The sequence below is a fragment of the Salinarimonas chemoclinalis genome (genome assembly GCF_041514305.1).
GTDB classification, from domain to species: Bacteria; Pseudomonadota; Alphaproteobacteria; order Rhizobiales; family Beijerinckiaceae; genus Salinarimonas; species Salinarimonas chemoclinalis.
Genome location: NZ_JBGMWH010000005.1, coordinates 205,554 through 223,502 on the forward strand (window position 1 = coordinate 205,554; position 17,949 = coordinate 223,502).

General features: G+C 72.2%; 14 protein-coding genes. 10 read left to right on the forward strand and 4 right to left on the reverse strand.

Annotated elements, in window-relative coordinates:
- The first annotated feature begins 203 nt into the window (after positions 1–203).
- The 7 genes from flhA to AB9M23_RS11610 all read left to right on the forward strand — a co-directional run bounded on the left by flhA (position 204) and on the right by AB9M23_RS11610 (position 5,990).
- Complete coding sequence (gene flhA / locus AB9M23_RS11580; protein ID WP_372424693.1) at positions 204–2,288, forward strand: flagellar biosynthesis protein FlhA; 2,085 nt, start codon at positions 204–206, stop codon at positions 2,286–2,288.
- The gene (locus tag AB9M23_RS11585) at positions 2,285–3,040 is read left to right on the forward strand and encodes a flagellar biosynthetic protein FliR (protein ID WP_372424694.1); all 756 of its coding nucleotides are present in this window, start codon (positions 2,285–2,287) and stop codon (positions 3,038–3,040) included. Before flhA ends, AB9M23_RS11585 begins: the two co-directional genes overlap by 4 nt.
- A gap of 33 nt (positions 3,041–3,073) precedes the next feature.
- A complete protein-coding gene (locus tag AB9M23_RS11590; protein ID WP_372424695.1) occupies positions 3,074–3,556 on the forward strand; it encodes a hypothetical protein in 483 nt (160 codons plus the stop codon).
- Complete coding sequence (locus tag AB9M23_RS11595; RefSeq protein WP_372424696.1) at positions 3,553–4,164, forward strand: rod-binding protein; 612 nt, start codon at positions 3,553–3,555, stop codon at positions 4,162–4,164. Before AB9M23_RS11590 ends, AB9M23_RS11595 begins: the two co-directional genes overlap by 4 nt.
- 13 nt (positions 4,165–4,177) lie before the next feature.
- A complete protein-coding gene (locus AB9M23_RS11600) occupies positions 4,178–4,675 on the forward strand; it encodes a hypothetical protein (RefSeq protein WP_372424697.1) in 498 nt (165 codons plus the stop codon).
- On the forward strand, positions 4,672–5,133 hold the full coding sequence (locus AB9M23_RS11605; protein ID WP_372424698.1) for a hypothetical protein: 462 nt from the start codon (positions 4,672–4,674) through the stop codon (positions 5,131–5,133). The genes AB9M23_RS11600 and AB9M23_RS11605 overlap by 4 nt, the downstream gene beginning before the upstream one ends.
- Before the next feature lie 98 nt (positions 5,134–5,231).
- The gene (locus tag AB9M23_RS11610) at positions 5,232–5,990 is read left to right on the forward strand and encodes an SIMPL domain-containing protein (protein ID WP_372424699.1); all 759 of its coding nucleotides are present in this window, start codon (positions 5,232–5,234) and stop codon (positions 5,988–5,990) included.
- 21 nt (positions 5,991–6,011) lie between these two features.
- On the opposite strand, the gene AB9M23_RS11615 is transcribed toward AB9M23_RS11610, so the two are convergent.
- Positions 6,012–6,782: a M48 family metallopeptidase gene (locus AB9M23_RS11615; protein ID WP_372424700.1), complete on the reverse strand. Its 771-nt coding sequence runs from the start codon at positions 6,780–6,782 to the stop codon at positions 6,012–6,014.
- Between the two features lie 56 nt (positions 6,783–6,838).
- Complete coding sequence (locus AB9M23_RS11620; RefSeq protein WP_372424701.1) at positions 6,839–7,225, reverse strand: hypothetical protein; 387 nt, start codon at positions 7,223–7,225, stop codon at positions 6,839–6,841.
- Between the two features lie 83 nt (positions 7,226–7,308).
- Between AB9M23_RS11620 and AB9M23_RS11625 the strand changes: the two genes are divergently transcribed.
- On the forward strand, positions 7,309–7,602 hold the full coding sequence (locus AB9M23_RS11625) for a DUF6471 domain-containing protein (RefSeq protein ID WP_372424702.1): 294 nt from the start codon (positions 7,309–7,311) through the stop codon (positions 7,600–7,602).
- Positions 7,603–7,653: 51 nt separating this feature from the next.
- Here the strand turns inward: AB9M23_RS11625 and AB9M23_RS11630 are convergent, their stop codons facing one another.
- Both AB9M23_RS11630 and AB9M23_RS11635 read right to left on the reverse strand, forming a co-directional pair.
- Complete coding sequence (locus AB9M23_RS11630; protein WP_372424703.1) at positions 7,654–8,229, reverse strand: phage tail protein; 576 nt, start codon at positions 8,227–8,229, stop codon at positions 7,654–7,656.
- A gap of 187 nt (positions 8,230–8,416) precedes the next feature.
- The gene (locus tag AB9M23_RS11635) at positions 8,417–8,992 is read right to left on the reverse strand and encodes a phage tail protein (protein WP_372424704.1); all 576 of its coding nucleotides are present in this window, start codon (positions 8,990–8,992) and stop codon (positions 8,417–8,419) included.
- A gap of 267 nt (positions 8,993–9,259) precedes the next feature.
- On the opposite strand from AB9M23_RS11635, the gene AB9M23_RS11640 reads away from it, so the two are divergent.
- Together AB9M23_RS11640 and AB9M23_RS11645 are read left to right on the forward strand one after the other, a co-directional pair.
- Positions 9,260–16,210 carry a DUF4347 domain-containing protein gene (locus AB9M23_RS11640; RefSeq protein ID WP_372424705.1) on the forward strand — a complete coding sequence of 2,317 codons (6,951 nt, stop codon included), beginning with the start codon at positions 9,260–9,262 and terminating at the stop codon, positions 16,208–16,210.
- A 97-nt stretch (positions 16,211–16,307) separates the two neighbouring features.
- Positions 16,308–17,927, forward strand: a complete 1,620-nt coding sequence (locus AB9M23_RS11645) for a TolC family protein (protein ID WP_372424706.1) — start codon at positions 16,308–16,310, stop codon at positions 17,925–17,927.
- Positions 17,928–17,949: the final 22 nt, after the last annotated feature.

A 17,949-nucleotide genomic window follows, 5' to 3' on the forward strand; every position in this document is an offset into this window, starting at 1 on the left:
CTGCTCGCGACGACTTACGCGGGGGGAGCATGTCGCGGCGGCGGAGCGGGGCGGTTGATCGGGATCAAGAACTCTGGTGCACGAATACACATTCCTGTATTCGCATTCGTAGGAATATCAGCGGCACGCCGGCCCACCACCCTCGCGCAAGCTCGAGCCCCCATCCTCCCCGACGTATCACGCATCACGGGGGCGTATCGGGCATGGCGAAGGCGATCGCGGCCGCGGGGGCGGCGCAGGCGCGGGGACTGCGCGACATCGGGTTCGCGCTGGGCATCGTCGTCATCCTGACGATCCTCTTCCTGCCGATCCCCGCCTTTCTCATCGATGCCGGGCTCGCGCTGTCGATCGCGCTCTCGGTGCTCATCCTGATGGTGGCGCTGTGGATCCAGAAGCCGCTGGAGTTCTCGGCCTTCCCCACCGTGCTGCTGATCGCCACGATGCTGCGGCTCGCGCTCAACATCGCGACGACGCGCATGATCCTGTCCGAGGGCGACACCGGCGGCGACGCGGCCGGCATGATCATCGACGGGTTCTCGCGCCTCGTGATGTCGGGCGACTTCGTCATCGGCCTCATCATCTTCGCGATCCTGGTGACGGTGAACTTCATCGTCATCACCAAGGGCGCGACGCGCATCGCCGAGGTCGGCGCGCGCTTCACGCTCGACGCCATCCCCGGCAAGCAGATGGCGATCGACGCCGACCTCTCGGCGGGGCTCATCGACGACAAGGAGGCGCAGCGCAGGAGGCGCGAGCTCGAGGAGGAGAGCTCCTTCTTCGGCGCCATGGACGGCGCCTCCAAGTTCGTGCGCGGAGACGCCATCGCAGGCCTGATCATCACCGCGATCAACATGCTCGGCGGGATCGTCATCGGCACGACGCGCCACGGCATGGAACTCGCGGATGCCGCCGACGTCTTCGTCAAGCTGTCGGTGGGCGACGGGCTCGTGACGCAGATCCCGGCGCTGATCGTCTCGCTCGCGGCGGGCCTGCTCGTCTCGAAGGGCGGCACCCGCGGCTCGGCCGAGGAGACGGTGACGACCCAGCTCTCCGGCTACCCGCGCGCGCTGCTGATGGCCGGCGGCGTCATGCTGCTGCTCGCGCTCACGCCGGGCCTGCCCTTCTTCCCCCTCGCCGTCCTCGCCGGCATCCTCGCCTTCGCCGCCTGGGCGATCCCGCGCAAGATCGCGGAGGCGGAGGCGCAGCGCGAGATGCTGCGGGTCGAGGAGGAGGCCCGCGTCGAGGAGGAGAGCCGCGACTCGGTCAAGGAGGAGCTGCGCACGCCCGAGATCGAGCTCGTGCTCGGCAAGCAGCTCTCGGCCGAGCTGCTCACCGCCCACGGCGAGCTCGCCCACCGCGTCTCGAAGATGCGCCGAAAGTTCGCGCGCCAGTACGGCTTCGTGGTGCCCGAGATCAAGCTCTCGGACTCGCTCACGCTGCCGCGCAAGACCTACGAGATCCGCATCCACGGCACGCCGATCGCGACGAGCGAGCTGCGCATCGGCGAGGTCATGGTCATCACCAGCCAGTCGAAGCCCGACGTGCCCGGCGACGAGGCCCGCGAGCCCGCCTTCGGCATGCCCGCCATGTGGATCGCGGAGAGCTACGCGGCCGAGGCCAAGCGCGAGGGCTTCACGCCCATCGACAACCTGTCGGTGCTCCTCACCCACCTGTCCGAGGTGATCCGCAACAACCTGCCCCAGCTCCTGTCCTACAAGGACATGCGCGCGCTGATCGACCGGCTCGACCCCGAGTACAAGCGCCTCGTCGACGACATCGTGCCCTCGCAGATCTCGTACTCGGGCCTGCAGGGCGTGCTCAAGCTGCTGCTCGCGGAGCGCGTCTCGATCCGCAACCTCAACCTCGTGCTCGAGGCGGTGGCGGAGATCGCGCCGCACGTGCGCCGCTCCGAGCAGGTGGTCGAGCACGTGCGCATGCGCATGGCCCAGCAGATCTGCGGTGACCTCACGGAGGGCGGGTCGCTCCGGGTGCTGCGGCTCGGCAACCGCTGGGACCTCGCCTTCCACCAGTCGGTCAAGCGCGACGCCAAGGGCGAGGTCGCCGAGTTCGACATCGACCCGCGGCTGCTCGAGGAGTTCGGCCAGGCGGCCTCGACGGCGATCAAGCAGCGGCTCGAGCAGGGCAAGCCCTTCGCCATCGTCACCGCGCCGGACGCGCGGCCCTACGTGCGCATGGTGATCGAGCGGCTGTTCCCGACGCTGCCGGTGCTCTCCCACGTCGAGATCCCCCGCGGCGTCGACATCGAGAGCCTGGGGACCGTCGGGTGAGCCTGCTCGCGCCGGACCTGATCCTCGCGACCTTCCTGGTCTTCTGCCGGATCGGGGCGTGCCTGATGCTGATGCCGGGCTTCTCCTCCCTGCGCGTCCCGCCGCAGGTACGGCTGTTCATCGTCGTCGGCGCGACGCTCGCGATGGCGCCGATCGTGGTGCCGGGGCTCCTGCCCGTGGTCGCCGCCGCCTCGCAGGCGGACGTGCTGGCGCTGATCGTCACCGAGACCCTGATCGGCGCGCAGATCGGCGTCATCGGCCGGATCTTCTACCTCGCGCTCCAGACGCTGGCGCACGCGAGCACGATGCTGGTGGGCTTCGGCGCCATGCCCGGCGCGCCGGTCGACGAGCTCGAGCCGATTCCCGCCCTCGGGTCGCTGGTGATGCTCTCGGCGACCGCCTTGTTCTTCATCGCCGACCTGCATTGGGAGATCTTCCGCGGGCTGGCGGTCTCCTACGAGACGCTGCCGCCGGTCACGGGCTTCGACGCGCGCGCCTCGCTCGCCTCCCTCGCGGACCGGATCGGCGAGGCCTTCCTGCTGGCGCTGCGGATCTCCGCGCCCTTCGTGATCTTCGCCTTCCTGGCGAATTTCGCGCTCGGCGTCATGAACAAGCTCGCCCAGCAGATCCCGATCTACTTCGTGGCGCTCCCCGCCGTGCTGATGGGCGGCCTGTTCGTGTTCTACTTCCTCGTGGGCGAGTACCTCGCGCTCTTCGCCGCCGGCTTCGCCGACTGGCTGCGGACGGGGTGAGCGGCACGAGGGACGCCCCATGACGGACGCACCATGACCGACGCCCGCACCCGGCACGCCGCGCTCGTGCGCATCCGCGCGCTCCAGGAGACCAAGCGCAAGCTGGAGGAGTGGAAGCTCGCCGATTTCACCCGGCGCGCCCGCGCGGTCTCCGACGCGGAGGCGCAGACCATAGCCGCGCTCAACGCCGACGGGCCGCTGAAGGGCCTGTTCGTCGAGAGCGGCGCGCGCCGGCTCGAGAGCCTCGCGCGCCAGCGGCGCAGCCTGGAGGCGGCGACCGAGCGCCAGGGCGAGGCGATGCGCGTCGAGGCGCGCCGCGAGAAGGCCGCCTGCATCCTCGAGAAGGAGGCCGCGCGACGCGTGGAGGAGGAGCGGCGGCGCCAGGAGGACCTCGCGATCCTCGAAGCCTTCCTCGCCGGCGGCCACCCGCCGATCGCCCCGGGCGCAAGCCTCGGGCAAGCGCCCGGCCCTAGCCTCCTCACGGACCGATCCAGGAGAGGAGGAGGCACGCCATGACCATCTCACCGCCCTCCGACATCATTCTCGAGGTCGCCCGCGCGGCGGACCCGAGCGCGCTCGCCGCCGCGACGGAGCGGCTGCGCGACATCGCCGCCGCCCGCGGCCGCTCCGGCGAGGGGTTCGACACGATGGTCGCGGAGGCCGCCCGGCGGCCGGCGCCCCCGGTGCTCATGCCGCCCCCCTCCCCCGAGCGCCTGCGCGAGACGCTCGCCGCGCTCGCGCCCTCGGCGACGCCCCGCATCGGCACCGGACCCGACCTGCCGGGCGCGCCGCGCGCGGCGGCCGGCCCGCAGTCCCCGGCCCAGGCCTTCGAGGCGACCTTCCTGCGCCAGGTCGTCGAGACCCTGATGCCGGAGAGCGAGGCGGTGTTCGGCGAGGGCACCGCCGGCTCGATCTGGCGCGGCTTCCTCGCCGAGGAGATCGGCGCCGAGCTCGCCCGCGCCGGCGGCGTCGGCATCGCCGCGGCGGTGGCCGAGGCCCATCCGGGGCTCGGCCGGGTGAACGCCGCCAAGGCCGCGCTCTGGCCCGAGCATGCGCCGGCCGCCGCCGGCGCCGTCGGGCCGTCCGGCGGCGCACCCTACTTCTCCGGCTTCTACCGCAGCTGACCCGGGATCGATCATGACCGACGCCACCCCCACCGCATCGCCCCACGACACCGACCCGGCGCACACCGGCACCGAGGCGCACGAAAGCGGCGCCGCGCCGCCTCCGCTCCCCGTCCCGCTCGCGCCGGCGCTCAACCCGGACTTCGGCGACGCCACCGGCATGATCGCCGCGATCGGCCGGCTGGAGGCGGTGCTCGAGCACGAGACCGCGGAGCTCGGGCGGCTGTCGACCGCACAGCTCAAGGAGCTCAACCGGCGCAAGAGCCTGTGCCTGCTCGAGTTCACCCGCGCCGCACGCCCGCTCGCCGAGCAGATGGTCTCCCCCGTGCTGCGCGAGCGCCTGGCGCGCCTGCGCGACGCGATCGCCCGCAATCAAGAGGTGCTCGCCACCCACCTCGACGCCGTGCGCGAGATCGCCGGCACCATCGCCGGCGCGCTGGAGGCGCGCGAATCCGACGGCACCTACGCCGAGCGTCCGGTGCGCGCGCGCGCCGAGGGTTCGCGGCGATGACGGCGCGCCTCCTCGTCGCGGGGCTGTGGCTGTGCGCCACGGTCTTCGTCTCCTCGCACCTCGTCGCCGACTGGCGCGCCAAGCGCGCCGCCGAGGCCGCCGGCGAGCCGAGCTACTTCCGCGGCGTCTCCTACGAGAAGACCCGGCCGCTCTCCGTGCCGATCCTGCGCGACGGACGTATAGCCGGCTACGTGGTGGCGCAGTTCGTCTACACGGTGGACACCGAGGACCTGCGCCGGCTGCGCGTGCCGCCGGAGAGCTTCATCCTCGACGAGACCTTCCAGCGGCTGTTCGCCGACGAGACGATCGACTTCGCGAACCTGCGCGCCTTCGACATGCGCGGCTTCCTCGCGGGGCTCACGCGATCCGTGAACGCCCGGCTGGGCGAGGACGTGGTGCGCGAGCTGATGGTGGAGGAATTCAACTTCGTCGATCCGACGCAGATCCGCGCGGGCTGAGGGGCGCGCCGCGCGGCCGGATGGTCCCGGTGCCTCGACACGGCCGCAATGACGGGCAGAGTGTCGCACCCGTTCATCCCGTCCGAGGACCGCATCCGATGCCGATTCGCCCGCCCAGCCGCCTCGCCGCCCGCCTCGCGCCCCTCGCCCTCGCCGCCGCGCTCGCGAGCCCGCTCGCCTCCGGGACGCCGCCCGCGGCCGCGCAGGAGGTGCCCGCAGCCGTGGGGCGGATCTCCGTCACCGGCACCGGCGAGGTCGAGCGGGCGCCGGACTTCGCGCGCGTCTTCGTGTCGGTCACCAACCGCGGCGACAGCGTCGCTGCGGTCGTCGAGGCGAACCGGGCCGCGACCGAGGACGCGCTCGCCGCGATCGAGGCCCGCGGCGTCGCCCGCGAGGACGTGCAGACCGCCAACTTCCAGGTGTTCGAGACGCCGGAGGAATACGACCGAAACGGCGATCCCCGCCCGGTCGAGCCCTTCACCGCGACGCACCGGCTGACGATCGTCCTGCGCGACACCGACGCCGTCGGCGCCTTCGCCGGCGAGATCCTGGCGCTCGACGCGATCACGTTCCAGGCGATCGCCTGGGGGCTCGAGCGCAGCGAGGAGGCGCAGGACGAGGCGATGCGCCGCGCCGTCGCCGACGCGCGGCGTCAGGCGCAGGTGCTGGCCGAGGCCGCCGGGGTGACGCTCGGCCCGATCCGCCGCATCGGCGACGGGCACGTCGGCGGCGGGCCGCAGCCGGAGATGGACCGCATGATGATGCGCGCCTCCGCCGCCCCCGCGGTGCCGATCGTGCCGCCGGCGCGGCTCGTCTTCGGCGCGCAGGTCGGGATGGAGTGGGCGATCGGCGAGTGAGCGCGCGCGCCGTCGGCCGGGTCACGCACCCCAGCGATGCAACCCGGCGCCGTTGCGCCGGAGCCAGGCCTCCGCCTCGTCCGTCCGCGGGCACAACCTTTCGGTGAGGCGCCAGAAGCGGGCGGAATGGTTCATCTCCTTCAGGTGCGCCACCTCGTGCGCGGCGAGGTAGTCGAGCACGAAGGGCGGGGCGAGGATCAGCCGCCAGGAGAAGGAGAGGTGCCCGCGCGCCGAGCAGGAGCCCCAGCGGCTCCTCGTGTCGCGCAGCGTCAGGCGCTTCGCCGGAATGCCGAGCACCGCCGTGTGGCGGGCCACCGCCGCGGCGAGGTCGGTCCGCGCCTCGCGCATCAGCAGCTCCGCCACGCGCTTGCCGACGAGAGCGGCGTCGCCGGGCACGACGATCGCGGGCGCGCCGTCGGCGTCCCGCCCGATCCGCGCGGGCGCCCGCCGCCCGCCGGTGGCGACGATCCGGTGCGGCGCGCCGCGCAGGGGCACCGCGATGCCGTCGGCGAAGGCCACGCGGCCGGGGAGCTTCGCCACCCGGGCGGCGATCCAGCCGGCGTGGTCGCGGGCGAAGCGCTCGGCGGTGGCGAGCGCGGTCCGCGCGGGGATGGTGAGGACGACCTCCCCCGTCGCGCTCGACACCCGCAGCGTCAGCCGCCGCGCCCGCGCCGAGCGCTTGAGCACGACCTCGAAGGCCGCATCCCCGTGCGCCACGCGCAGCGCGCCCGGCTCCGGCAGCGGCCGGGCCGGCGGCGCGACGAGGGTGCGGCGCAGGAGCGAGAGGACCATCGCCGCATCATCGCCGCCGCGGCGATTCGGGGCAAGCGCCCGTCTTTCCGCACGGTTCAGGCGGCGGTTTCCCGGATCGCCGGCGTGCGGGCCTCCGCGAGCAGGCCGACGAGCGCGGCGGCGGCGGCGTCGTGGGCGGCGACCGCGGCGGCGACGGCGGCGACATCGCCGGCGGCCTCGGCGCGGGTGCGGTCGTGGTCGGCCCGCCCCACCGCGAGGTCGAGCGCGTGCCAGCGCGCGAGCGCGTCCGCGGCGCCCGGGACGCCGGAGGCGGCGCGCGCCTCGAGCGCGGCCTTGAGGCGCCACCGTGCCATGGTGTGGGCGCAGGCGACGTTGTCGTCCCGCACGGCACGGGGGCACAGGCCCCGCCCGGTGCGACCCTCGTGAGCGAGGCCGCAGGGGTGCACGCGCAGGGAGGAGAGTCCGTCGGCGGCGTCGTGCATCGGCACCTCTTTTCGCTGGACAACCCGACGTGAAGCAATGGAAGATAGACACATCGAGAACCACTGAGGGTCGCGGCTCTGTCATGATCAGCCTACCGCATCCCATCCCGATGCCCGAGTTCCTCTGGAACCGGGAGGCCGCGGCCTATCTCGAGGCCTGCATGAGGAGCCGCTCCGAGACCTGGGCCGGCCTCGCGGCCGAACTCACGCTGCGCGGCACCGCGATCTCGCCGGAGATGCTGGAGGCACGCGTGTCCCGCGCGGACGTCTCGGCCGGCCTGTTCTTCAAGATCATGCACGTGCTCATGCAGGAGCAGGTGGCGATCGCCGACGTCGATCCGTACGACGGCGTCGAGCCGAGTCCGCCTGCGGAATGATGCCGCAGTTCGTCTCCGGGGCGGCGGTCGCCGCCGCCCCGTCCCGCGCGGTCACGGACGCGGCGGGAAGATGCCCTGGAGGCAGATGATGAAGGAGATGCCGAGGAACGGCTGCCGGTTCTCATGGGGCTGGCTGCCGCCGTTGTTGGCCGTCTGCACGGCGACGCTGCCCTGGGCGAGGGTGACGGGGGTGCCGCCCGTCGCAGCGTAGGCGTTCACTCCGGTGAAGCTCGGCCCATCGGGGATCCCGACGGTCGCGAGCGTTCCGCCGGCCAGCGGCGGGCTGCTCGTCGCATTGGCGTTGGTCGCGACGATCTCGCCCGTGGCGCCGTGGTTGTGGATCGGCATCTGGCTCGTGTTCAGCGTGACCGTCTCCGTGCCCGCCATCACGCCGAGCGGGTAGGTGCTCAGGCCGTTGCCGGCACCCATGCCGCCCCCGACCGGCACACGCGAGCGCAGGTCCGGCAGCATGAAGGTGGTGGAGCCGTTGCCGCCGTAGACCGTGCCGATGAGGCTGAACAGCGCGGTATTCTGCGCGATGCCGAGCGTCTGCCCGGCGCAATAGGCGAATTGCAGCGGCGCGAAGTTCGGCGCCCAGATCAGAACCGTCCCGATGTAGTAGTCCATCGTCCCCTCCAGGTGTACCGCGCCGGGGTGACGGCGGGAGCCGACACGCAACGGACGCGGGCGGAGAGGAACACGGTGTGGCTTACCGAGATATGACGATCAGGCGTAGATTGATTTCTTGGTTAACGTTGCGTGAACCGCGGCGCACGTCCGGCGCGCCGCGGCGGTGCGGATCGGCCGCGCCGGATCAGCCCCGCGAGGGGTAGATGCCGAAGAGCGCGATGATGAAGCTCAGCCCCTCGAACGGCATCCGGTTCTCGTGCGACAGGTTGCCGCCGGTGTTCCCGATCTGGACGCTCACACCCTGCGGGGAGAGGAGCACAGGACTCCCACCGGCTGTGGCATAGGCGTTGACGTTGGTGAAGCTGGGACCGTCGGGGATTCCCACCGTTGCCAGAGCACCCCCGGCGAGCGGTGAGCTCGAGGTGGCGTTCGTATCGAAGGCCCGAATCTCACCCTGTGCGACGTGACTGTGAGACGGCATCTCCAGTTGGTTGAGCGTGACGTCCTCCACGCCGCCCTTGACTCCGAGCCGGTAGTCGGAGAGCCCCGGCCCCTGGCCCATGCCGGCGCCGATCGGCACCCGCGAGCGCAGGTCCGGCAGCGCGAAGGTGGTCTGCCCGTCGCCGCCGTAGGTGGTTCCCAGCAGCGAGAACAGGGCCGAGTTCTGCGAGATCGCCATCAGCTGGCCCCCGCAATAGGCCCAGTTCTTCGGCGCGAAGTTCGGCGCCCAGATCAGGATCGTCGCGATGAAGGTTTCCATGTCCGCCCCTCCTTGCTCCGCCCGCGCGCGCCGGAATGGCCGTACGCTGATTCGCAGAACGCGGGCTTGCCGGAGGGGAACACGACCGAGGATCGAAGCCAAGGCTTCATCGCCGGTTCCCGGCCGCAGGCGGAGGAATGCGCGGCCCTTTAGGCGTCCCGGTCAACAACTCTTCAGTTCGCCAGCTTCTGTTGCGGCACGGCCACTTTGCAAGGGGGCGGTTTCGGGGCAATGTCGCGTGCCGCAACCCGACGACGGAGAATCGTCATGGCCTGGAAGCATCGCGATCCGTGGACCCGCGCGCCCCTGACGATGGCGCTCGAGCCGCGCATCATGTTCGATGCCGCCGGCGCCGCGACCTATTTCGATGCCGCGGACGGGGCCGACGTCGCGGTCGCAGAGACCAAGACGCCTCCGCCCGTCGAGATCGTGTTCGTCGACACGACGATCGAGGGCTATCGCGACCTCGTCGACGACATCGCTGGCACCAAGGAGGTCATCCTCCTCGATGCGCGGACCGATGCGTTGCATCAGATCGCCGCCGCGCTCGACGGTCGCTCCGACGTGGCCGCCATTCACATCCTGAGCCACGGGGACGTCGGTGCCCTCTCGTTCGGATCCGGCCGCGTGGACGGCGCGAATCTGGACGGATACTCGGATGTGCTCGCCCGCATCGGAGCCGCGCTCGTGGAGGGCGGTGACATCCTGCTGTATGGATGCTCCGTCGGTGCGGACGAGACCGGTGTCGCATTCCTCGAAGCATTCGCGCGCGCCACGAATGCCGACGTAGCGGCATCGGACAACCTCACCGGCGCCTCCGAGGCGAACGGCGACTGGGTTCTGGAGTGGAACAGCGGGACCATCGACGTCGCGAGCATCTCGTCCAGCGGCTTTTCCGGCACCCTGAACGTCCTCGGTGCCAATTTCGATTATTTCGGCGGCTTTCGAACCGGCGTGATCCTCGATCCGGGCGGCCCGGAGTTCCAGTTCGGAGGAGTCGGCGGAACCGCTGTGCAGGCCGATATCACGGCAAATCAGATCATCTTCACGTTCACTCAGAACGGCAGCCTCACGCCGAGTGAACTGGTTTTCTACGGCACGAACCTCAGGTCCATCGATTCCGTCTCGATCGCGTCGTCCACGTTCGCCGCTCCGACCGTCTCGCTCGCCGACCGCGATGCGGTCGCCGGCGATGGGGCGCTCACCCCGGGGACCGACGGCTTCAACGACACCATCGTCATCGGCGCGTTCAATTACGTGTCGGGCGGCCAGCTCATCATCAATTTCACGTCCACCGGGTTCAACGACCCTCCCGTCATCGCCAACCTCGACGGCGACACCCTCGCCTACATCGAGGACGCGGGCGCCCTGGTCCTCGACCAGGGCGCGGCCGCGACGGTGACCGACGCGGATTCGCCCAATTTCGACACCGGGACGCTCACGGTCGCCATCACCGGCGGCAACGCCAACGAGGATCTGGGGATCGTCAACCAGGGGACCGGCGCGGGCCAAATCGGCGTCGCGGGCTCCACCGTCACGTTCGGCGGCGTCGCCATCGGCACGATCACCGCGAACGGCCAGAACGGCGCCAACCTCGTCGTGACGTTCAACGCGAACTCGAGCCCGGCCGCGGCCGCGGCGCTGATCAACGCCATCACCTATTCCAACGACAGCCAGAACCCGACGGGCTCCCGCACCGTCGGCTTCACCCTGACCGACGGCGACGGCGGCACCTCCGCGACGTCGAACGTCACGGTGAACCTGACGCCGGTGAACGACCCGCCGACCCTGACGGCGACCGGCAACACCCCCACCTTCACCGAGGGCGACGCCGCCCCGGGCGCGGACCTGTTCTCGGGCGTGACGATCTCGACCGTCGAGGCCGGGCAGACCATCACGGGCCTCACCCTGACGATCTCCAACGTGACCGACGGCGCGAGCGAGATCCTGCGCATCGACGGCAGCGACGTGGCGCTCACGAACGGCAACTCGGTCCTCACCGCGACGAACGGCCTGACCGTGACCGTGAGCGTGACGGGCGCGACGGCGACCGTCTCGTTCGCCGGCGCCGGGCTCACGACCGCGGCCGCACAGACGCTGGTCGACGGCCTCGCCTACCGCAACACGAGCGAGAACCCCACCGAGGCGAACCGCGTCGCCACGATCACGCAGATCCGCGATTCGGGCGGCGTCGCGAACGGCGGGGTGGACGTCTCCTCGCCCAACGTCGCCGCCACGGTGACGGTGGTCGGGGTGAACGACGCGCCCACGCTGACCGGCGGCGGCGTGCTCCCGGCCGTGGACGAGGACACCGCGAACCCGCCCGGCGCGGCGCTGAGCGCGCTCGGCATCACCGCCGTGGACGTCGACGGCACGGTGACGGGCTACGCCGTCGTCGGCAACACGGCGAACGCGGGGACGCAGGGCGTCTGGCAATATTCCACCAACGGCGGGACGAACTGGTTCGCCGTCGGCGCGGTCGCCGACGACGCCACCGCGCTCGCGCTGTCGTCGGCGACGCTGGTGCGCTTCGTGCCCGTGGCGGACTTCAACGGCGCGCCGCCGGCGCTGACCATCCGCGCCGTCGATTCGAGCTACGCAGGCGGCTTCTCGTCCACCGCGGGGACCGAGACCCGCGCGACGCTGAACGCCGCGGCGAACGGCGGCGCGACCGCCGTCTCGGCGGCGACGGCGACGATCACGACCTCGATCGACCCGGTGAACGACCCGCCGGTGCTCACCGCCACCGCGGCGAACCCGACCTATGTCGAGAACGTGGGGACGCAGCCCCTGCTGCAGGCCGGCGCCGCCGTGACCGACGTCGACATCACCAATGCGGCGGCGACGGGCACCGTGACGGGCGCCACCTTGACCGTGAGCCTCACCGCCGGCGCCTTCCAGGCGCAGGACATCTTCGGCATCGCCGACGTGAACGGCATCACCTTCGACGCCGGCACGGGGCACGTCACCATCGGCGGCGACGTCGTCGCGACGCTCGCCGGCGGCCTCGGCGCGAACGCCGTCGTCACGTTCACCGCGCTCGCGAGCCTGAACAGCGTCAACGCCGTTCTCGGCGCGCTGGTCTATTCCAACGCCGGGGACGACCCGACGCAGGGGGGCACGAACACGACGCGCGCCTATCAGATCGTCTACAACGACAGCGCGCTGAACTCCGCGGCCGTGACCGGCACCGTCACGATCACCGCCGTGAACGACGCGCCTGTGGTGACCACCTCGGGCGGGTCGGCTGCCTACGTCGAGAACGCGGCGGGCGTCCCGATCGACCCCGGGCTCACCGTGTCGGACCCGGACAGCGGGACGCTGGCCTCCGCCACCGTCTCGATCACCGGCGGCTTCCAGGCCGGTCAGGACGTGCTGGCCTTCGTCAACGACGGCGCGACGATGGGCAACGTCACGGCCTCCTGGAACGCCGGCACGGGCGTGCTGACGCTGACCTCTGCGGGCGGGACGGCGACGCTCCTGCAATGGCAGGCCGCGCTGCGGGCGGTGACCTTCGCCAACGGCTCGGAGGACCCCTCCACGGCGGCCCGCACGGTGAGCTTCGTCGTGAACGACGGCGATGCGTCGAGCACCGCGGCGACCCGCGGCGTCACGGTCACGGCGGTGAACGACTCGCCGACGAACGACCCCGCCTTCGGCTTCGTCAACGCCGGAGCGTCGACGGAGACCGGCGGGATCGTCACGATCACCAACGCCATGCTCAACGAGGGCGACCCGGACGACAGCGGGGCGGGGGTGACCTACACGGTCACGACCGCCACCACCAACGGCACGCTGTTCCGCGACGCGAACGGCAACGGCATCGTCGACGGCGGCGAGGCGCTGGGGCTGAACGCGACGTTCACCCAGGCGGACATCGACGGCGGCCTGATCAAGTATCTCCACGGCGGCGGGGGCGGCTCCTCCGATTCCTTCGGCTTCAGCGTCGCCGACGGCGGCGAGGACGGCGCGACGCCGCTGACGGGGCAGACCTTCTCGATCACCATCGCGGCCCGGCCCGTGCTGACGATCGGCGGCGGCGCGCCCGCCCATGTCGAGGACGCGGGCGCGACGATCGTCGCGCCGAACCTGACGCTCTCCGATGCCGACAGCGCGAACCTGACCGGCGCCACCGTCACGATCACCGATCGCGTCGTCGGCGACGTCCTGAACTTCGTCGACCAGAACGGCATCACCGGGTCCTACGACGCGGGGACGGGCGTGCTCACGCTCACCGGCACCGCGACGCTGGCGAACTACCAGGCGGCGCTGCGCTCGATCACCTATTCCACGACGAACGACAACCCCGCCACCGGCGCCGGCAACGCCGACCGCGTGATCTCCTTCACCGTCACCGACGGCGCGCTGAACAGCACCGTGCAGTCTCAGACGGTCACCGTCGCGAACGCCAACGACGCGCCGGTGCTGGACCCGTCGGCGTCGCCCGCGCTCGTCGGCATCGCCGAGGACCTCGGCCCGCCGACGAACGGCTCCACGGCCGGCTCGACGCTGGTGTCGGCCCTGCTGGCCGGCATGAGCGACGTCGACACCGGCGCCGTGCAGGGCATGGCGATCGTCGGCACCAGCGCGCAGGGCACGCTGTGGTACTCGCTCGACGGCGGCACGACCTGGGTGCAGGTGCCCGCGGTCTCGGCGGGCGCGGCGCTTCTGCTCCAGTCCGACGCGCGGCTCTACCTCCAGCCCGCGGCGAACGTGAACGGTACGATCGCCGACGTGCTCACCTTCCGCGCCTGGGATCGCACGAGCGGCACGAACGGCGGCACGGCGGACACGACGACGAACGGCGGCTCCACCGCCTTCTCGATCGCGACCGACACCGTCTCGGTGACGATCGCGGCGGTGAACGACGCGCCGACCGTGAACGCCGGCCCGCTCGCGCTCACGGCGACCGACGAGAAGACCACCTCCACCGCGACCACGGTCGCGGCCATCCTGGCCGGGCTCGGCTACGCGGACGTCGACTTCTCGAGCGCGGCGGACGCCCGCGCGGACGGCGGCATCGCCATCACCGGCACCTCCGGCAACGGCGTCTGGCAGTACAGCACCAACGGCACCGACTGGTTCGCCGTCGGCGCGACCTCCACGACCGTGGCCCTGCTGCTCGATGCGTCCGCGCAGCTGCGCTACGTGCCGGACGGTGTCGACGGCGAGACGGCGAGCCTGTCGCTGCGCGGATGGGACCGGACCGTGGGCACGGCGACGAGCGGCGCCACCCGTGGGACGTCGGACACGTCGTTGAACGGCGGCATCGCCGCCTTCTCGGCGACGGTCGCGACCGCCTCCCTGTTCGTGGCGGCCGTCGACGACGCGCCGACGCTCGGAGGGCTCGTCCTCGGCCAGGCGGTGACCGACAAGACGACGGTCCAGCCCTTCGCCACGGCGACGGTCGCGGATGTGGACAGCGCCAACGTCACGGTGACCGTGACGCTCGACGTCGCGGCGAAGGGGAGCCTCGCGGGCGGTGGCTTCACGGCCGCGGGTGGTGGCGTCTACACCTTCACCGGCGCGCCGGCAGCGGCGGAAGCGGCCCTGCGGGCGCTCGTGTTCACGCCCGCCCAGAACCGCGTCGCGCCCGGCGCGACGGAGACCACGACCTTCACGGTCGCCGTCGCGGACGCGACGACGACGACGCAGGGCACCGCGAGCGTGGTCTCGACCTCGGTGAACGACGCGCTCGCGGCCGGCGGCTTCACCGTGCCCGTGCAGGGCGTGCTCGACACGGGCACCGTGACGCCCTTCGCCGGCGTGACGATCGCCGATCCCGACGTCGGCCAGCAGGTCACGGTCACGGTGACGCTCGACGCGGCCGCGAAGGGCGGCTTCGGCAATCTCGGCGGCTTCGTCCACGCCGGCAACGGCGTCTACACGCTGACCGCCGCGGACGCGGCGGCGGCGCAGGCGGCACTGCGCGGGCTCGTGTTCCAGCCGACGCCCAACCGCGTCGCGCCGGGTCTCGTCGAGACGACGACCTTCACCGTGTCGGTGTCGGACGGGGTCGCCCCCGCGGTGGTGGACGCCGGGACGCGGGTGGAGGCGACGTCGGTCAACGACGCGCCGTCGGCCGTGGGCAGCGTCCCGGCCCAGGTCGGCACGCCCGACGAGCCGTTCAGCCTGCGCCTCCCGGCCGACCTCTTCACCGACCCGGACGTCGGCGACGCGGTGACCGTCTCGGTCCAGGGCCTGCCCGCCGGGTTCGCCTTCGACCCGGTGACCGGCACGATCTCGGGCACGCCGACGACGCCGGGCGAGACCAGCTTCACGATCGTGGGGACCGACCGGCAGGGTGCGCGCGCGACGATCGTCGTGCCCTTCTCCATCGGCGTGCCGCCCGTGGCGACCGAGCCGCCGACCCTCGCTCCGGTGCCCGAGCCGGTCCTGCCGCCACCGCCGGCCCCTCTGCCGCCGCCGCCCGCTCCCAACCCCTCGGTGCCGCCTGCGGCACTGCCGGCGGAGAACTTCGGCGGCGTGGGGTCGGGCCTATCGCCGGCGCAGCCGCCGTCCGATCCGATCGTGCCGTCGCCGGGCCTGCCGGAGCCCGTCACACCGCGGCCGAACTCCTTCCTCGCGCCGTCCGACGGCGGGTCCGCCTACTCCCCCGGCTTCGCCATCCGCGCCGAGCCGAGCGCCGGCTCGTTCGTCGCCCGCTCCGGCGCCGGGCCGATCACCTTCGGGCTGCCGCCGGCGACATTCGTCGTCGAGAACGGCGGCGTGCAGGTGCTCGTCGGCGCGACCCTCGCGGACGGCTCGCCGCTGCCGGTCTGGGTGGAGTTCGACCCGGCCACCGGCACCTTCACCATCGACGCGCCTCCCGGCTTCACCGGCGAGCTCGACGTGGTGATCACCGCGACGCTGCCCACGGGCGAGGCCGCCTCGACGACCATCGAGATCGCGGTCGAGGCCGCCGAGGAGGCGCCTCCGGCGGGGCAGGCGCCCGCCGGAGACGGCGAGGACCCCCTACCGCGGCAGGACGGGGCGCTCGAACGCGAGCCGGCGCTCCGCACCGCCGACGGCGAGGTCCCCGGCGTCCAGCCGCTCGTCGGCAAGCCGGCCTTCAGCGAGGCGGTGAAGGCGGCCAGCCGTGGCGCCTGGGCAACACAAGGTGAGGATTTTCTGGACAGCCTGATTGCGATCTTGCCTGCCGGGCAGCCATCGGGCGACATGGCGGTAGATTCGCGCAACGGCAGGGAAGCCGCCTGAGACGGTTTACCCGGAGCGAGTCGTGTAGCGTCCAGCCGGCAGCGTCGTAGTGAGGGCAGCGGTCCAGGTCGGGCCGCGCAGGGAGAATCGCGCGCACATGGTCACCTCCCGTCCGTCCCGCGCCACGCGGGTCCCGCGCCGTGCCGGCGCGCTCGGTGCCGTCGGCGCGCTGGCGCTGGCCCTCGGCGGCTGCGCGATCACGCCCGACCCGCTCTCGCTCGAGCAGCAGATCACGCAGGCCGCGCAGGACCGCGCGGTGATGTACGCCTCGCAGGAACCGGTCTCCGGCGCGGTGACGCTGGAGGAGGCGCTCGCCCGCGCCATCAAGTACAACCTCGACCACCGCGTCGCGCTGATGCAGCGGGCGCTGGAGGACAGGGCGCTCGACGTCGCCACCGTCGATCTCCTGCCGGAGGTCGTGGGCCGTGCCGGCTACCGCACCCGCGACAACGTGCAGGCCTCCTCCTCCCGCTCGATCGTCTCCGGACGCCAGTCGCTGGAGCCCTCGACGAGCACCGAGGAGGTGCTGCGCACGGCCGATCTCCAGGCGTCGCTCAGCACGCTCGACTTCGGCCTGAGCTACTTCGGCGCCAAGGCGCAGGCGAACCGCCTGCTCGCCGCGGAGCAGCAGCGCCGGCGCATCGTCATCGACATCGCCGACCAGGTCCGCGCCGCCTATTGGGAGGCCGTGACCGCCGAGCAGCTCCAGCCGCGGGTGGCGCGGGCGCTCGCCGAGGCGCGCCAGGCGCTCTCCTTCGCGAGGCAGGCGGAGGACGAGCGACTGCTCCCGCCGCTCGAGACGCTGCAGTTCCAGCGCGCGCTGCTCGAGATCGTCCAGCAGCTCGAGGTGGTCGAGAGCGAGCTCGCCATAGCCAAGGCCCAGCTCGCCGGCCTGATGAACCTGCCGCCCGGCATCCGCTTCACGCTGGCCGCGCCGCGCCGCGCGCTGCCCGCGCGCCTGCCCTACCGGCTCGACGACCTCGAGGCGGTGGCGATGGTCCGGCGCCCGGAGATCCAGGAGGAGCTCTACGTCGCGCGCAACGTCGTGCTGGAGACGCGCTCGGAGATCCTGCGCCTGCTCCCTGGCCTGTCGCTGTTCGGCGGCGTGAACTCCGATTCGAACGACTTCCTCGTCAACAATTCCTGGGCCGACGCGGGCGTCTCGGTCACCTGGAACCTGCTGCGCCTCGTCGCGGTGCCGTCGATCCTCGCCGCGGGCGAGGCGCGCGAGGAGCTCGCCGAGACCCGCCGTCTGGCGCTGCGGATGGCGGTGCTGACGCAGGTCAACCTCGCCTACCGCCGCTACCAGCGCGCGCAGCGCCTCTATCAGCGCTCGGCTTCGATCGAGCAGGTGGAGCAGCGCATCGCCCAGGCGACGCGCAGCGCCGAGGAGCAGGACGCCTCCAACCTGCTCGAGCGGGTGCGCGCCCAGGCCGCGTCCGTGCTCGCGACCCGCGCCCGCAACCGTGCCTTCGCGGAGGTTCAGAACGCGCTCGGATCGGTGTATGCTGCCGCCGGCTTCGACCCGCTCCCCACGACCGTGGAGGACGGCGACCTGCGCACCCTCGCCGAGGCCATCGCCGCGATGGCGGCGCGCATCGACGCCGGGCGGATCGAGCTGCCCACCGTGCCCCCGGCGCAGACCGTGCCGGTGGCGGCGAACGCGCCGGCCGCGGTCTACGCGGCCATACCCCCGGCGCGCCCCGCGGCTGAGTGAGAGGGGGAGGGATCGAGGAGGT

Bases quoted from the DNA above. Each gene is read 5' to 3' on its own strand.
- AB9M23_RS11600 (WP_372424697.1), top strand. From the start codon at position 4,178: ATGACCGACGCCACCCCCACCGCATCGCCCCACGACACCGACCCGGCG.
- AB9M23_RS11605 (WP_372424698.1), top strand. From the start codon at position 4,672: ATGACGGCGCGCCTCCTCGTCGCGGGGCTGTGGCTGTGCGCCACGGTC.
- AB9M23_RS11640 (WP_372424705.1), top strand. From the start codon at position 9,260: ATGGCCTGGAAGCATCGCGATCCGTGGACCCGCGCGCCCCTGACGATG.
- AB9M23_RS11595 (WP_372424696.1), top strand. From the start codon at position 3,553: ATGACCATCTCACCGCCCTCCGACATCATTCTCGAGGTCGCCCGCGCG.
- AB9M23_RS11590 (WP_372424695.1), top strand. From the start codon at position 3,074: ATGACCGACGCCCGCACCCGGCACGCCGCGCTCGTGCGCATCCGCGCG.
- flhA (WP_372424693.1), top strand. From the start codon at position 204: ATGGCGAAGGCGATCGCGGCCGCGGGGGCGGCGCAGGCGCGGGGACTG.
- AB9M23_RS11615 (WP_372424700.1), bottom strand. From the start codon at position 6,782: ATGGTCCTCTCGCTCCTGCGCCGCACCCTCGTCGCGCCGCCGGCCCGG.
- AB9M23_RS11635 (WP_372424704.1), bottom strand. From the start codon at position 8,992: ATGGAAACCTTCATCGCGACGATCCTGATCTGGGCGCCGAACTTCGCG.
- AB9M23_RS11625 (WP_372424702.1), top strand. From the start codon at position 7,309: ATGATCAGCCTACCGCATCCCATCCCGATGCCCGAGTTCCTCTGGAAC.
- AB9M23_RS11620 (WP_372424701.1), bottom strand. From the start codon at position 7,225: ATGCACGACGCCGCCGACGGACTCTCCTCCCTGCGCGTGCACCCCTGC.
- AB9M23_RS11645 (WP_372424706.1), top strand. From the start codon at position 16,308: ATGGTCACCTCCCGTCCGTCCCGCGCCACGCGGGTCCCGCGCCGTGCC.
- AB9M23_RS11630 (WP_372424703.1), bottom strand. From the start codon at position 8,229: ATGGACTACTACATCGGGACGGTTCTGATCTGGGCGCCGAACTTCGCG.
- AB9M23_RS11610 (WP_372424699.1), top strand. From the start codon at position 5,232: ATGCCGATTCGCCCGCCCAGCCGCCTCGCCGCCCGCCTCGCGCCCCTC.